Source organism: Bizionia argentinensis JUB59 (genome assembly GCF_000224335.1).
GTDB lineage: Bacteria > Bacteroidota > Bacteroidia > Flavobacteriales > Flavobacteriaceae > Algorimicrobium > Algorimicrobium argentinense.
In genome coordinates this window covers 35,167-51,434 of the sequence record NZ_AFXZ01000022.1, presented here as the reverse complement: position 1 = coordinate 51,434, position 16,268 = coordinate 35,167, and the positions used below count along the sequence as shown (strand labels likewise).

Here is a 16,268-nt window from a genome sequence, read left to right as displayed (position 1 = left end):
CGTAGTAATTCCTTCTAACTCTTTAAATAATGGTTTTAAAAACAAATCACTAATAGCTTGTCCAGCATATAGCCTGTTTATAGTAGCTTCATGGGCATCTGTTTGATTCATCAGTGAATCTAACTGTTGTTGCTCAAAAAGAGGAATATACTTTGGTGATTTATAATTTTTTCCTATTATAAAGGCACTATACATAATACTATCAGTCCATTTTTTATCATAATAATTATACGCTACTATATCTATAATTATTTCATTTGATTTAAGCTTCTCTTGTACCTGACTAAAGTTTATTGAAAGAGCATTTTCTGATGTTGCAAAATCAGAAGAGTTTCTACTCAAATATTTTTCTAACTTTTCAGTGTCTATATCAAGTTGTTCATATGCTTGAGACCTATCAGAAAGTGGAAGTTTCTTCCATTGTGCCAATTGCTTTTTTTGTTTAATAAATTGAGAATAGCTATTAACAAGAACGGTGTCTTTTGTTTTTAAAATATTATTCTTAATGCGTTGCTGATTACGTAAGGATAAGCTTTTTACTAAAGTTTCAATTTCATAACTATGAGTAGTAATACCTCCGCTCAAATTAGTTTTTTTTTGAATATATGATAGTGGAAAAAATCTAAAAGCCTCAAAAGATTTATAATAATTTGTTAGCTCTTTCACGGATAAAAAATTTATTGAACGCAAGAACCTTTGTCTTAAAGGAATTGATATTTGTAGTATTAATTCTTCTACCATAACATCATTATTCATTTCGTCATATAAAACAATGCTATTATAAAGGGAGTGTAAATACCTATCATTATAAACTCCATATAAGGTTTGAATAAGGTTTAATGCTTTTAAAGCATAAAATTTAGATTTATCATAATTGTTAATATTTAGATAAAAAACAGCTAAATTGTTATAAGTAGTGATAAATCCAGGGTGATTTTCATTAAGCACTTTTGTTTTAATCTCCAATGAAGATAAATAAAATTCTTCAGCTTTAATAGAGTCTCCTTTCAACTCTAGACATGAAGCTAGTTGATGAATAGCGTCAGCATAATTTAAATTTTCTGTTCCAAGGTTATCAATTATAATATCTACATTATTTTTTGCAAAAAATTCTGCTTCAATATATTTTCCTTGTTTTAAAAATAAAACAGCGAGATTATTTAAAACAAGGGCGCTATCTATGTGATTATTCCCTAAAACCTTAATTGTAATTGTCAGAGACTGCATTAAATAATCTTGTGCTTTTGTATAATTTTTTATTTCCTTATAAAACACCCCTAAATTATTAAGTGAAGTCGAATAATCTAGATTTTCGGTTCCAAGAATATTTTTTCTAATATTCAATGACTTAATATAATATTCTTCTGCGTTCATAAAATCACCTCTATCTTTATAATGTAGCCCTACATTATTAAGTGAAATTGCATATCGTAAATCTTGTTCTCCAAATATTTGTCTTCTTGTATTTAATCCTTCCAGATGTAATACTTCTGCTTTATCAAATTCTCCAATTTCATCATATAAAACAGCCAAATTATTTAAAGACATTAAATAATCTATGTTGTTTTTACCCAATAATTCTTTCCTTTTTTGAGTTAATTCCTGCAATATGCGTTCTGCTTTTTTATAATCTCCTTTTAATCGGTATAACTCAGCCAAATTATTCTCCGAATTCATAAAATCTGGATGATTCTCTCCTAGAATTATTTTTCTAATATTATAAGATTTTAAATAATAAACTTCAGATAATTCATACTTTCCAGTAATCTTATATAAATAACCCAAATTGTTTAAAGTAGTTAAATATTCTGGGTTTTCTTTATCATCGTGAAGTTCATAAAAAGTTAAATTGTTTTTGAAAATTATTTCAGCTTCAGAAAATTTATATTGATCAATATAATTACTTGCAAGATTCCCCGAAGCAACTCTATATTTAAGATGGTTTTCACCAAGAATATTTTTATATATTTCTATGGATTGCTTATGGTGCTTTTCAGACAACTTAAAATTTCCCAAGTTGTTATATGCTTTACCTAGGTTAGTCAGAATTGCAGCATAATCTAAATTATTTGGTTTGGATACAGACAGAGCTTCTATAAATATTATTTCTGCTTTATTATAATTTCCCAAAGAATTATAACAATTAGCTAAATTATTTAATAATGTGAGATAGTCTTCTTGGTTTTCATTATACAAAGCTTTTTGAATCTCTAATGATTTAAGGTACAAATCAATAGCTTTTTCATAATTTCCTTTTCTTTGATAAATAATCCCCAAACTTTTTAAAGAAGTTGCGTATTCATAACTGTTATATCCAAATATTATTTTTCTAGTTTCAGCCCTTTTGATCTCAAATCTTTCTACATTTTCATAATCCTCTAAATCTATATATAGCGTAACTAAATTATCTAAATTTAATAAATAATCAGGATGTTCTAGTCCAATCACCTCCTCCCTTATTTCCAAAGCCTGTATATATAATGGTTCTGCCAATAAATATTTACTTTGCACATGATAACAAAACGCCAAATTACCCAAAGACATTGCGAAATCAACATTTCGAATTCCATTTAAATTCTCTTTTTCAAATAATTCTATTTTTATTTCTAATGATTCCTTGTAAGCCAAAAGTGCATTATCATAATCTTCTATATGAAAATATAAAGTAGCCAATATGGAAATGACTTTACTATAATCAATGTTTCTATCTCCCAAATTAAATTTCAGATTATTCGAAAGTTCTATTAAATATTCTTTTGCTTTTAAATAATCAATATTAATTGTAAAATAATAATTTGAGACAATTTTGAGATATGTGGCATATTCTGTATCATATTCTCCCAAATTATTTTTGTAAATAACTAAAGCCTTGTCATAATATCTTGAAGATAAATCAGAATTTTGTTTAAATGTTCCTACATAAAATAAGCAGTTTGCATAATCTAAATTCAATGTGTCTTGAAGATTTCTATTGTGCTCTATTCCTTTTTCAGCAAAAAGTAGTGCTCTATTAAAATCTTTTTTATCATGATAATAAAAAATACTGTCATTAAATTTTTGCGCAAATAATGGAGAAGTAATAAAAAATATAAAAACTATTATTTTCATAACTTTAAATTTTTCCATATTCCCAAAGCCTTATCTTCCATCTCCAAATTATAATAAGCAATCGCCAGAATTCGTTGAGCAGCTCTACTATTTTGTTGTTCTTTTGGAAGTTCATTTATCTTACCAATTGCAGCCATTGAATTACCCAAAAGATCAAAGACACAAGCAAGATTAATATAACTTTGAGTATAAGTATCATCAAGGCTAATGGCTTTTTCAAAATCTTTTTGAGCTCGTTTCAATAAATCCTGCATAACTCGGAAAGTACTCTCATTTAAACTGCGTTCACGTGATGCTTGTTGTAAACGACTATTAGTATCAATCCCCAAAGGGTATAAAAAACGCTCTGGATTTTTAAATGCAACTCTACTTAAGGGATGGTATTTTAAAGCCTTTAATGTGCGGATTACCCCCAAATTGTTATAATTTTCTCTGGACGGAAAATAATTATTTAGAATTTCAAAACTTGTAATGGCTGTATCATAATCCTCTTTTTTATTAGCCCTAACACCTTCTAAAAAAACGGTATAAAGTTCATTAATTTTTTTTTGGGCTTGCAGATTAATAGCCTTACGTTCATTCTTTGTTGGGTATCCATTGTTAGCATCAGCTAAATCATAAAATTGATATATAGCATCTAACAATTGGGGGTATACATCAAAAGGTTTATATCCAGCCATACATGAATAAAACAATCCCTTATGATCTGCTTCTGTTTCTAAAGCAAGTTTTTCTGTTTTTGATAGAGCCTTCAATTTACTACTAAATACACTCTCCTCTTTTCTGACGGCAAAAGCAAAATCAGTACAAAATGTATGATCATTATAATAATGCGCTAATTCATGAGCGATAATTATAGACAAGGCATTCTCACTATCTTCTCCAAAACGATTACAAATCAATAACAAGTTTTTATCTACACTAATCGTTGGCACAGGAGAAACATAATATACCGCAGGAGTTTTTCGCTGCTTAGAAGAAGTGATTTTGAGTTTAGGGGCTGTTTTCGAATTTCCATAAGCCGCCACAAGTTTATTAAAGACAGTCGTTATTTGCTCCTTTTCAGTCAGGCTTGTTTGGGCAAACGACTCACTATAAATTAGAAAAAACACCATAAAATACAATAACGCTTTATTCATTTTCAAATATTATTTTCTCTAATTGCTCAATTATTCTCTCATCGTTTTCAGCAACCAATTTAGTTGGAGCATCAGATGAAACAATACTATAATACTGATCTCTTATGTTCAAGTAAAAATCGACGTCGTTTAAATAAATAATATTAAATTGTTTATTAATATCCTTCAAATGGACTGTTAATTTATTTTCATCAAAAACATATGTATTTTCTAACAATTGCAAACGTTCTAATTCGTTTTTATAAACTGAATCGTCATTATCAATTAATACTTTATTAATAGAATCAATTCGATTTGTGTAATCCATTACAACAATTTCTATTTGTTGATCAGTCACACTCGAAACATAGCCCATTCCCTGATTTACTATAACAGGTACGGTTTGTGTTGAGGTTTCAACATTAGCGAAAACAGGAATAGAATTATCAGTAGTTGGAAACGATTTGAAATAAAATATACCGGCCATAATTAATACGCTAGCAGCAACAGCGTATTTTACCCAAGATAAAGAAATAACACGTGATTTACTTGAATTATCTTTAGTGTCTGCATCTAATGTTTCCGGGTTACTCTCACTTTTTTTCTTAAATATGTTGGACTCTAATTCAGGTATGTGCTTCTTCACTTCAAACTCTTCAAACTCTTCAAGTTCTTCAAGTTCTTTGTCCCAGGTATTGAACTGATTCCTTAAGTCAGCCCGTGTCTTTTTTTTTAAAGCACTTTCTAATGTAGTTTCTGGAATAACAAACGCTGCGCGCTGGCTCATTTCATCCAAATCCTGAACAATACGCTGACGTTCCGTTTTTGTTATTGCTACTTTTAACTGGCTTAAAAATGTAATTTTTTTATTTAAAAGAGAAGCTTCTTTAGTTAATAATGGTTTAATGTAATCAGTTCTTATTCCTAAAACAAAGTCCTCCGCAAGGTCAGTCATAAAAACATTATGTAAAGTATCTAATTGACTAATAACTTGCTCTGGGTTGTTCAACTCCATGCGGTATAACTCCGTATATAAAGGTTTCGAATCCAATTCGTACTGTAAAAAACCATCACAAATGTTTTCCCATGGTATAGAGACATCAGTAATTGATAGCCCTTGTTCCTCTAATACTGGTTCTAATATTAATTTAATATGTGGTATTAATAATGTCATACTATATGTTCAATTCATTAAAAGCTAATTTCTCTAATCGCTTTTGGCATTTTGCCTTTTGGTTTTTTGTATTAGCAGGATTAGTATATCCAAAATGGTCCGTTAACTCTACCATTGATTTTCTATGATACCAAAATAACGTAAGCAATTCAAAACATTTGCCTCCGCTATCCTTCAACACTTGTAAGGCCCTCTCTAGAGCTGTAAACTGTTCCTCATCTTGATCTCCTAAATCGTCTAAATTATCTTGAATTTGAACGTCATATTGTTCGTTTATCGAATCCACATTAAAACCTTCGTAAGCTTCAAAATTTAATTGTTTTCCGGCAGCTTTAAATTTGTTTAGAATCTGAAAACGACAAACTGAATTCAAGTAAGTTTGCAAAGCACATGTCAATACAAAATCACCTTTTATTATTTTTTCATATAAAATTAACATCACGTCCTGATAAACATCTGCTAAATCTATTTCTCTAATTTTACTACCCGTAGTCATCTTCCTCATAAAAAGCACACAGTATTCTTTATGTTTTTTATAAATATGGCCTAGGTAATCTTGGTCCTGTTTTACTAACCTAACGAGCTCTTGATCTGATAATGCTGCAACGTTCATACTACTAATTTACTTTAGTTTAGGAAACTATCTCCTTGTAGTTCATGTCCGAAAATAGCTAAATATCATGAAGTAGCATAGTAAATTGTCAATTAGCGTCACACTTTAAGAGCTACACTGCTGCTTACTAACCCTTTACCGTTTTACAGTCTTGTTTTCTTTACAAGAACGGCAACATTCCAAACCGAAATTTTCTAATGTAACAGTATCAATACTGTTTAAGGTACTTTTGTAAGTCCATTTAAAATAATCTATAAGTGCTTTCATAAGTGCTTTTTTAATCCGCTTGGAAATAGTAAACAGCTCTTTAACCCGATCCATTCCATAATTGGTTATAAATTCAGGCGTAAATAAATCTGTGATTTTTTCTACGATTTCAGAATCACTTCTATATAATAAATAATCGAATTTTGATAATATTCTGGTAACTCTACTTTGGAAATGAAAAGCATGTTCTTTTTTTAAACCCTCAATATCTCTCAAAAAGGCATCGTAATTAAATTGTTGACTTTCCGTTTTAATAGATGAATTAGGTAGCTCTTCTATCAATTTGTATTTTTCATTTAGTCTAGCCACCCCATATCTAAAAGGAAAGATATTATTATATCGGAAAACAACGATGCTAACATCAAGCTCGCCTTTTAAATATTGTTCAGCAAAACCTTCAGCTTTAAACCAACGTCTATAATCTTCTATAGCTGCATCGCCCAAATCTCTAATCTCCTGTGGAATATTATAATTCAAAAAGTCTTTATTCAGATGCCAACAGTCTGAGGATAAGTGATATTTTAATTTTCCCTTAATTTCAAACACGTACTTCTTAGTGTCTTTTTGTGCTGGAACATACTTCAAGTAGCGTTTCATTTGCTCTTTATCATTTTCAAACAGCAATTTAAAATTAAAAAGATACTTCAACTCAACACTGTTAAAAATTAAATAGAGTTTATAATCTTTTAGAATATGCTGTTGAAAAACCTCCTGACTTACTTTTGTTTTTAAATCAATTTCTCTGCTTAATTTACTATAGGTATGTTTTGTTAAATAGGCCATAATTAGATGTGTAATTGTTATTTATCTATTAATAGCATACTCCTAAAAAGGTAACCCAAGCATTTGATATAAATAATTATTATTCGTTTTAAAAAAACTTTCAAACCTCACTATATCTAAATATATAGTAAGTATTATCGCCTTAAATAATATAGATCGACTATTAACTACTTTTTCTGTCCTAATATTTTGAAACACTCCTAATAATTACAGAGTGACAACCAATTAAAGAGAATAGTAAAATAGCTTATATATTTACTTTGGATATCATTTTAACGAACCTTTTTATGAGTAAGAATGTCCTAAAACAATTCTAATAGGGCTTAAAGTATTGCCAACAGTTGAGAGCTCATTTGGCGACCAGAACTATTCAGTATAAAGTGATAGTTTTTAGCTCCAGACTCTTTTAACCACTTTTCCCAAAAATAAGTGATCTTTTTAGTCTGTAAAATATCTTGTGAATTTTTACTTTCAATACCTGACACTATCCAGTTTACATGACGACTTAAAGCTATTGGTATAAGTCCATAGTCCTTTTCTTGTGCAATCGACATCCAATCAAACCCTTTTAATTGCTTTAAAAATTGCGTTGAAGTAAATCTGTTTTCAGCCTTTAAAACATGACTTCTATTTTCAAAATCAAAATAACCATCCGTTATAATTACTGCCACATTATTATACCCTAACTTTTCAAAGCTAATACCATTGTTGTACAAATAGCTCCAAATATCAACACCAAAATAGGCTCCGTTAGTTTCACCATATTTGCAAGCATTTACCAACTCCTGTAAAGTACTTTGTAAAGTCGATGAAAATTTGCTAATAGTTGTATTCTTATCTTTTACCGCAACTTCATCCAAATATAGTTGTAGTTTGTTTTCATAATAATTCACATCCAGTGGACTCCCTTTTTGAGGTATAATTTTTACAGAGAAGCGATCTTTTGATGTTAAAATCAATCCACGACGTGCTTGAATTTCAAATACCTTAAACATCTCTTCAATTAAGAGCATATCCTTTTGTACTTGATGATCTTGCAATACGCGATCACTTAAATCAAGAATTATATTATAGTTGAGTGGTGGTTTTTTACCTGGCTCAAAAGCATAAACAATTGAAGCACTAAAAAAAAGAACTGTTAAAAATATTGTTGTTATCGCGGAAAATGAGAGTGTAGTTTTCATAATAGTAAATAGTAGTATTTAAGTGAATTTTAATTAAATGATGGAGTTATTTTAAAGTGTGTTTCCATAAAGCCATCATAAGCATTAGTGCAGGCTTCCTTCTTGGCATTCAATTCTATGGAGCCGTTTAAGTATTGCAACCATCCCATATAAAAGCTGGTTAAACTTTGTGAAAGCAAATCAGGATTTAACATCGCACGGTCTAGGTCTTTTTTCAGGTGCTCAATTTGTGACTTTAAAACCGCTAATTGTGACTCAAGTTCTATCACTTTTGTCTCTAAACTATTAATATGTTGACGTTCTTCCCTAATAGACTTCTTTAAACCTTTTATTAATAGTTCAGCTGAAATATGTGCGTTTTTCTTATCTTTCTCTTTTATCATTAATTCAAACATATAGCCCCAAACTAAATAAGCTAAAAACCCGAAAGCTAATACGAGGTAGAAATTGATGCTCGTTAGAAAATTCCAGTCTTCCTCTGCGATACCTGCCATCACTTTTAAATCATGTATTCCTTTGTCAATTTTATAGGCAAGTAATGCATCAACTACTAATGACCCCAATATGGCCAGTCCTGCTTTTAACTTTTTGTATTTACCCTCCATGGTGTGAGGAATCATGCCAATAGCAAAGAATAAGAAAGCACCTAAATAAACAATAATTAGAGAATATGATGGTGTAAAAATTCCTTTAATATCAAATATAGAATCAAGATACAAAGCAATATCATCTCCAGCTAACTCTATCAAAGTACTAGCATTTCGGAAAAAAGAAGCATATATAGCAGATGCATAAAATAAAATCAGATAAACCGATAATAACATAACTAACGTCATATAGGTATAATGCTTTATAGCCTGATATCCAGTATTGATTTTATTGGCTTCTAAATCCAGTTTGGTTTGTTGAATTTCAGAATCAAAATCTTTAATCTTTTCTTTTCTCGATGGAATTTCTACTGACTCGATATTTCTTTTAGCTCCTTCAATACTTTCTTTTTCGTCCTGTTTTAACTCAATTTTACCTACAATTTGTTTCCTTCTAATTTGATGCTCGTTTTCATTATAGGTCTCATCAACAACATAGCCATCTTTAATACACCGTAAATGAGTTTTTAAAGAAGTGGCGTCTCCATTATTTAAACCAGCTTTTTGTAAGGCATAATCTTGAAAACTTTTTACGCGCTCTACTTTAGTTGTTATGTTAGTTGAGTTTTTAGTTGAGTTTAATGAGTCTTCTAATAAGTCGATTGATTTCTGATGTTTAGGCTTCATGTGATTTTGTAGTGTTTTAAAAAGTTTCATAAGGTTTATTTTATCCTTAATACCTGAAACATTAAAAGGTAACCCTCGTTTATTTTATATTTAAAATTGGATAAAACAGAAGGTTATAAATAGAAGGTATAGTATTTTTAAAACAAAAATCAAGGTTACCTTTTTTAGAAAGTGATATTAATAGTAGCATGATATTTAAACTAAACACTAGGGTGTTATAAAATAAATACAAAACACTTATATATCTAAAAAATCAAACCTATTCAATCAAATTACAAAACAATAACTTAATATATTCCTATAATTTAACTGATAAAATAATGACCAACAAACAGCAAATCATCTCCGCCATTAAAGAAATGAACATCGAAAAGTTAGAGCGACTTTTAGATGACAATCGCTCATACATGGATGTCACAAAACAGTTATTCTTAAAAACCCTAAAACAACAATTTGACCATAAAAAGGAAAACAAGATTTTTAGTTTTGATAAAATAATTCCAGGAATATGCAATACCTGTAATAAAGGATGCGCCGCACTTACTTTTATAACAGATGATAATTGTGCTTTAAATCTGTTTTTCGAAGAAAATGATGACCGAGTAACAGACATATATTTATGTAATGATTTAAAACATGAAGAAAAAATCACTCCCAGATACGCAATGTATTTTGAATTCTATGAAGATGAAAAAGTGAATTTCACCCCTTCAATAGAGTTTCTAATTAAAAAACAAAAAATAGAATACGCATTAAGTGACTTTGAAAAGTTTAATAATAAAACCATTTTAATAGAGGACATAGAATATTGGGGCACAAAGCATCGTGAACTACTCGAAAGTTTTAGTACCATCCCTTTTATGAACGATTATAAACAATTTGAATTATTTCAGGAATTCTCTACAGATATTAAACAGGTGCTCGCTTTAATAGAAAAGCACGAGTTCGCCAAACAAGCTATTTCCGAATTTAAAACAATTGAAAGCGAAAAAGAATTAGTTTATTGGTTATTAACCTACCAATGGAGTAACTTAAGTTTGTATGGTTTTAACCGATTAGAAGGCTGGAAAGAAAGTAATTTAATCACTTATAAAAATAAACCTTCAATAATTATTGATTGCTCTAGTTACCCTGAATCTTTGGAATTCAGCTATCATCATGGTAAGCATGAGGAAGATTTAATAAACAAATACGAGCCTACCCCGGAACATTTCAAAATTGCAAAAAAAGGCATCACATATAGTTTAGAAAGCCATCTACGAGCACATGGTATGTATTTAGATATTCTACCGGAAGAAAAAAACATATAGAAAACACAGCCAATTTCAATAGCTATTAAGCAAATGTAACTGGCTATGCAGTTTAGATTCATATAGCACAGATGAACCCCATGCTTTAAATTACATAAAAAACCCATTTTTAAAAATCAGTTTGTAGTTCATTTCATCAAACTATATAATTCAACAAGGCAGGTAATAAGGTGTTCGTCAGTCGCTCCATTTTGTTCCATAAAACATATCTGCAAGCCAATTCGGTATGCGTTCGGTATACCGTTTTTAAAAGAAGCGCGTAGCACCTATAAAACCTAGCATTTATAAGGCTTGCATATACCATAACTGGAACCACTGCGGCGAGACGTCCTCGTTGGCTCCATTTATTTGTTTTATTTCACACATTCACTCCTTCCTCACCCGTAGCTACTTTTTTACCCCAAACCCCAAAAAGATGTGCGCGCGAGCGCAAGTAAAGTATTTGGGGTAAAACCGCTACTTCATATGATGCGAGCCTGCGGGTCGCTGCGGCCAAACCCCACATATATGATAGCAATAATAGTCAATAGTGTCTATTAAATTCAATGGATTCAAAATTTGATTACTACTGCCGATTCAAATATGTGGGGCTGCGGGTGTCACATTTTTTGACCGATTCAGCTTGCAAATAAGATAACCCAATCCTCGCAAACACGGGGATCTCATAAAATATATTTAGCTTCTAAATTGCTTCACACAATAGCCGTTTAATGGGTTATCCCATTTCGCAAAAACTCCAAGAGCAAGGCCCAAATTCCTGCGCAGGCAGGAATCTCATCAACATCCAACCTATATTTTTAGAAAAATAACATTATATAAACTCAAGCCTTGCACTTGCAAAACCGGACCATTCTCTTAACATCCAAAAAACTCCATCCGACTACAAAATAGAATCAAAAAATCTGCCACCCTTGCGGTAAACCGTTGCTGTGGTACGCACTTTTGCCGAAAAGGCAACGTGCTATTACCACACCACCCTTGCTAAACTCGCAGTCGGCTCGCGCCTTAAAGATTACCTGCCGCATAAAAATATTCAATTGCATAAAAAGAAACCGAGAAGAATAAGATAAAAAAGACAACAAAGATAGTAGCCTCCCTTCACCCCTACTATAATACTATAAAGTTCAAGCCCTACGGGTTTTGAACAAAATTTAGAAAAAAATTTTATCCAAAAAACTTGACAGTATTTCCTCGGCTACAAGTGATGTGCTTTCTTTTTTTCCGTTCTTCCGAAAAAATATTATAGGGAAGAGATAGCTTGCAAAACAAATGATGTAACAAGATTTTAATATTGATAGGTCTATCTTGTTTGAATGAATAAGTTTAGTTGAATTTTAAAAAAAGAAACATAAAAAAAAGGCCCTTGAAGAAAGAGCCTTAAACTATTTTTTGAAGAAACTGAAAATATAATTTAGAAGTTTGGCGACTAAATAACTAACAGAAGCGCCAATACTTGCCATAACAACCGTGAATAGAATCGCGTCCAAACTAATATTTAAGGCGATCGAAAATAAAGTACCGCCCAAAAAACCAGCTTTTGTATTTAATTCCGAAAAGTCCATGCTATTTTTGTTTGTTAGAGTCATCGATAACTACAGCCTGACTCACAGCCGTAGCAACAGCACCAACAACCGTCATATAAGTGGCTATAGTTATCACAATCGCTGGAATGCTTATAGGTGCGGCAATAATAGCACCACCAGCAGCTGCAAGTGCTATACCAATATTTCTCAATATTCTGAAAAACTTCGGAGTTGGTTTTTGGTAACGTTCAACTAAATTCATAATTATAAGTTTTAAAAAAAATCCGCTCTGCATTCCCGGCCCTTTGGAGAGGGTTAGAGAGGAGGTTTAATGGTTAATAGTTAATAAAATAATTTCTTTGCGTTCAAAAGCTTGGTGACAAAGTGAAAGTATCTTTTGCATAGCTAATTTAGACGACCATCCTGTTCCGATTCCCGTTAGCTGACTCACTGGAGACAAGCAACCTTCCAATTCTTTAGTAGCATCATTGGCCTGGTGAATTAAAATCAATCGTCGATCTGCAACCGACTTCACATGAATATGATTACCCAACCGACTAGAAGTTCGAGGTTGTAATTCATAAACCCCTTCTGGAATACAAGACACCATACGCTTATTATCCAACCAAGGCAGTTCAATCATAAAACAGATAAAGTGCCCATTAACAAAGAGGGCACTATTCGTACCCTCTTTAAAATAGTGTCTTTGGAGCAATAATTCCATATTACAACGTGTCAATTAGTGCAACCGAAAGCGCATTAAAAGCACCGTTTTTAAGCGGGTACATATCACCATTTACCTCTTGGTAAAATGCAACTCCTACGACTTCAATAACCGGCAGCACCGAGTTAGCGGTAAGCGTTGCATTCAAAGCAATTGGAGCTGTATCTGGTGCCGTATACGGTAAAATACCAGTAGCATCTGTTTCAAAAACAAAGGTTTCGTTTACAAAATCTAACTCTGCAGCACCCATAACAATGCTAAAATGCGTACTTCCTATGGGCGCGGCTATTCTAACCATCGGACTAAAAGGTGCTAAAGTAAAATCAGCGCTTCCCGTCACCCGATCAAATGCCACACCGTAAGCAGAAAATAAGGTGGAAGCCAATTTACCGTTGAGGTTAAATTCAAAACCCAAAAAGGCATCTAAATTTCCATCCTGAACAGTTCGCTCACCTCTTAAATTGACAGCATCAGTTTTTACAATAGCTACCAGATCTTTTGTTAATCTGCTAACCACACGTTTGTCTTTGGCATTTTGCAACAGCACCCGAATAGCATTCCGAATTAGCTTGCCGGCTTTGCCAGCACGCCCGAATTCAGAACCATTTTCACGCGTTCGTTGAAATGCAGGATCATTTGCTATACGACTGGCGTCAATACCGCCTTTTGTACGCGCCAAATGCCCGTCGCTTGTTTTGTAAAAGGAAATATCATCCAGAGTTCCCTTTAATTTGATAATACCTGTTTGCCTAGCCATAATTCAAAGTTTTTTTATTTCTCCCTAAAACTCCGTATATTTAATAAACATTCCCAAAAGCGCTTCCGGCCCCTGCCGAAAAGTGTCTTTTTTGCCAATTTAAACGCATAGATGATAACAGGATCATGTATAGATAAAGCATGGATAAGGTATGAGCAACATCAAAAGACTATGTATTTACCCAAAAGATATTATGCGTATCACTGGCAGAAGTGAACGCTATGGTCGTAAGCTCTTAAACGACATTAAAGATCACTTTGGTAAAAAGTCCTATCAATTTATTACAGCAGAGGAATTTTCCGAATACAGTGGTATTAAAAAGGAGACAGTTATGCAATATCTAGAGTAGCTCTTAAATATACCCTTTCGGGTATATCAAACATCAAAAATACATTAATTATACCCTAAAAGGTATAATATAAATAAAAAATAGTAAATTGCACCCATAAAGGTATAATTATGAAAGCATGGGACCGCGATAATGCCATAGCGACTTTCGTACGCTACAGACGAAAAGAGGCAAAATACACACAAATAGAACTAGCAGATTTGACAGGTATTGGCTTGCGTTTCCTGCGCGAACTCGAACAAGGCAAACCAAATGTTATGACAGATAAAGTAAATCAGTTATTACAATTCTTTGGTCATACATTAACCCCTACACCTATAAAAAATGAGACAAGGAGCAATCTGGATAAATAACCAGCAGGCAGGCATTTTGAAAGAAACCGATGAAGGTTACTTCTTTTCTTACGATGCTGCATATTTGAATACCGATAACCCAATGCCCATAGCGCTATCATTACCGCTGCAGGAAGACGTGTATCAGTCGGAATACCTATTTCCTTTTTTTGATGGATTAATTCCAGAAGGCTGGTTACTCGAAATTGCACATAAAAACTGGAAGCTCAATCCTAGAGATCGCATGGGACTATTATTAACCACTTGCCGCGACTGTATCGGCAACATAAGCATTCGCGAAATATGATTTGTTTAGCATGCCATAAAACCATTGAAAGCGGTACTAATATGTATCATGAAGCTTGCCTTAAAGAATTTTGGCAAGACAACAAACCTGTAATGCAATTGGAGTACGGCATGTCGGAAATAGACCAGCTGGCCAAAGAGAATGTAGCACAGCGTTTAATCGTTACTGGTGTACAGCCAAAACTATCTTTAGGCTATAATAATGAGGAGATTAATAATAATAAGCGCCTAACCATCGTTGGAGCTTTAAATGGACGATTTATATTAAAGCCACCATTTGCGCTACACCCTGAAATGCCACAAATAGAAGCTCTATCCATGCATCTTGCCAAAGTATGCGGTGTAGACACAGTACCCTTCTTATTAATTCCCCTGAAAGATGGAGAACTCGCTTACCTAACACGACGAATAGACCGCAAACCAGATGGCAGCAAATTGGCAATGGAAGATGCCTGTCAGTTTACAGAACGCTTGACAGAACATAAATACAGAGGGTCTTATGAGCAAATTGCAAAGGGTATAAAAACCTACGGTTATAATCCCTTAATTGATATTATACGCTTTTATGAACAGGTAATAGTTTCGTTTCTTATAGGAAACAATGATATGCATTTAAAAAACTTCTCTCTGATTGCCGAGGCACCAGGAAATTATAGTTTAACACCCGTATATGATATGATTTCCGCACAACTACTTGTTGACGATCCAGAAGAGCTAGCACTCAATATCAATGGCAAAAAGAATCGTATAAAACGTACGGATTTTGAGAGCGCCATAGCAGGAAGTGGTATTCCTAATAAGGCTATCCAAAACACTTGGAAACGTATAGAAACCGGAATGACAGAATGGGAGCAACTAATTAATAACAGCTTTTTAAGCATTGAAAAAAAAGAAGCATTCAAAGAACTAATTTCTAAACGAGCACAACAAATTAATCTAAAATTTTAAAAACGCTAATAGTATTTCATCTAATTTATATAGGTTTGAATCCTAGTTTTTTGTAATTTAGTAGAAAGGTTTGAAAGTCATTTAAAACCAAACACGTTCATTCAAAGTGTCTGCTATTCGGTTACCATTTGCAAAGCAAATCTGGAAACCTCAACAATATCAAGTGTTTGCCGATTGGGTTTGAATCCAGTCGAGGTCACGAATAAATGAAAAATCCATACTTATAAATTCAAGCGAGCTTGATTTAATGTATGGATTTTTTCTTTTCAATCCCGAAGCGTCGGGAGGAGCTTTATGGATGCGCAGCAATCCGAAAGACATGCTTTATCTTAAAAATCCTTCATAGCGAGATTGAGGTTTTTTACTTCAATTAGTATCAAAGCGGATCTTTACGGATGCCCGCAGCGAATCCACTTCCTCATTTATAGCCAAATCGCCAAGTTTACTTGAGCCTTATTTTGTTCGTAATAATCTTAAAACGGAGCTTTTTGGATGCAT

16 protein-coding genes are annotated in these 16,268 nt (G+C 32.5%); 5 read left to right on the top strand and 11 right to left on the bottom strand.

Going from position 1 to position 16,268, the window contains the following annotated elements:
* The 7 genes from BZARG_RS07445 to BZARG_RS07415 all read right to left on the bottom strand — a co-directional run.
* Nucleotides 1–3,108, bottom strand: a 3,108-nt coding sequence (locus BZARG_RS07445; protein WP_040288159.1) for a tetratricopeptide repeat protein, incomplete at its 3' end; no start/stop codon positions are given.
* Nucleotides 3,105–4,247, bottom strand: coding sequence for a M48 family metalloprotease (locus BZARG_RS07440; protein WP_040288157.1), 1,143 nt, complete (start codon nucleotides 4,245–4,247; stop codon nucleotides 3,105–3,107). The genes BZARG_RS07440 and BZARG_RS07445, both read right to left, overlap by 4 nt.
* On the bottom strand, nucleotides 4,240–5,400 hold the full coding sequence (locus tag BZARG_RS07435; protein WP_008636869.1) for a hypothetical protein: 1,161 nt from the start codon (nucleotides 5,398–5,400) through the stop codon (nucleotides 4,240–4,242). The genes BZARG_RS07440 and BZARG_RS07435 overlap by 8 nt, the downstream gene beginning before the upstream one ends.
* 1 nt (nucleotide 5,401) lies before the next feature.
* Nucleotides 5,402–6,013, bottom strand: coding sequence for a sigma-70 family RNA polymerase sigma factor (locus BZARG_RS07430; RefSeq protein WP_008636941.1), 612 nt, complete (start codon nucleotides 6,011–6,013; stop codon nucleotides 5,402–5,404).
* A 135-nt stretch (nucleotides 6,014–6,148) separates the two neighbouring features.
* Nucleotides 6,149–7,063 (bottom strand): hypothetical protein, encoded by a 915-nt coding sequence (locus BZARG_RS07425; RefSeq protein WP_008636868.1) that lies wholly within the window; start codon nucleotides 7,061–7,063, stop codon nucleotides 6,149–6,151.
* A 323-nt stretch (nucleotides 7,064–7,386) separates the two neighbouring features.
* Nucleotides 7,387–8,247: a hypothetical protein gene (locus BZARG_RS07420; RefSeq protein WP_008636927.1), complete on the bottom strand. Its 861-nt coding sequence runs from the start codon at nucleotides 8,245–8,247 to the stop codon at nucleotides 7,387–7,389.
* A gap of 29 nt (nucleotides 8,248–8,276) precedes the next feature.
* The gene (locus tag BZARG_RS07415) at nucleotides 8,277–9,551 is read right to left on the bottom strand and encodes a hypothetical protein (RefSeq protein WP_008636882.1); all 1,275 of its coding nucleotides are present in this window, start codon (nucleotides 9,549–9,551) and stop codon (nucleotides 8,277–8,279) included.
* A gap of 290 nt (nucleotides 9,552–9,841) precedes the next feature.
* On the opposite strand from BZARG_RS07415, the gene BZARG_RS07410 reads away from it, so the two are divergent.
* Complete coding sequence (locus BZARG_RS07410; protein ID WP_008636919.1) at nucleotides 9,842–10,831, top strand: hypothetical protein; 990 nt, start codon at nucleotides 9,842–9,844, stop codon at nucleotides 10,829–10,831.
* Nucleotides 10,832–12,213: 1,382 nt separating this feature from the next.
* On the opposite strand, the gene BZARG_RS07405 is transcribed toward BZARG_RS07410, so the two are convergent.
* The 4 genes from BZARG_RS07405 to BZARG_RS07390 all read right to left on the bottom strand — a co-directional run bounded on the left by BZARG_RS07405 (nucleotide 12,214) and on the right by BZARG_RS07390 (nucleotide 13,835).
* Nucleotides 12,214–12,393 carry a hypothetical protein gene (locus tag BZARG_RS07405; protein ID WP_008636893.1) on the bottom strand — a complete coding sequence of 60 codons (180 nt, stop codon included), beginning with the start codon at nucleotides 12,391–12,393 and terminating at the stop codon, nucleotides 12,214–12,216.
* A gap of 1 nt (nucleotide 12,394) precedes the next feature.
* Entirely contained in the window at nucleotides 12,395–12,616 is a 222-nt protein-coding gene (locus tag BZARG_RS07400) for a hypothetical protein (protein ID WP_008636900.1), read from the bottom strand.
* 66 nt (nucleotides 12,617–12,682) lie between these two features.
* Nucleotides 12,683–13,078 carry a DUF5675 family protein gene (locus tag BZARG_RS07395; protein WP_040288155.1) on the bottom strand — a complete coding sequence of 132 codons (396 nt, stop codon included), beginning with the start codon at nucleotides 13,076–13,078 and terminating at the stop codon, nucleotides 12,683–12,685.
* A 1-nt stretch (nucleotide 13,079) separates the two neighbouring features.
* On the bottom strand, nucleotides 13,080–13,835 hold the full coding sequence (locus tag BZARG_RS07390; protein WP_008636898.1) for a hypothetical protein: 756 nt from the start codon (nucleotides 13,833–13,835) through the stop codon (nucleotides 13,080–13,082).
* Between the two features lie 151 nt (nucleotides 13,836–13,986).
* Between BZARG_RS07390 and BZARG_RS15605 the strand changes: the two genes are divergently transcribed.
* From BZARG_RS15605 to BZARG_RS07370, 4 genes are all read left to right on the top strand, one after another.
* Nucleotides 13,987–14,184: a hypothetical protein gene (locus tag BZARG_RS15605; RefSeq protein ID WP_040288154.1), complete on the top strand. Its 198-nt coding sequence runs from the start codon at nucleotides 13,987–13,989 to the stop codon at nucleotides 14,182–14,184.
* Between the two features lie 110 nt (nucleotides 14,185–14,294).
* Nucleotides 14,295–14,537, top strand: a complete 243-nt coding sequence (locus tag BZARG_RS07380) for a helix-turn-helix domain-containing protein (protein WP_008636886.1) — start codon at nucleotides 14,295–14,297, stop codon at nucleotides 14,535–14,537.
* Nucleotides 14,509–14,823, top strand: coding sequence for a HipA N-terminal domain-containing protein (locus BZARG_RS07375; protein WP_008636918.1), 315 nt, complete (start codon nucleotides 14,509–14,511; stop codon nucleotides 14,821–14,823). Before BZARG_RS07380 ends, BZARG_RS07375 begins: the two co-directional genes overlap by 29 nt.
* Nucleotides 14,820–15,770 (top strand): HipA domain-containing protein, encoded by a 951-nt coding sequence (locus BZARG_RS07370; protein ID WP_008636908.1) that lies wholly within the window; start codon nucleotides 14,820–14,822, stop codon nucleotides 15,768–15,770. The genes BZARG_RS07375 and BZARG_RS07370 overlap by 4 nt, the downstream gene beginning before the upstream one ends.
* The last annotated feature ends 498 nt before the right edge of the window (nucleotides 15,771–16,268 follow it).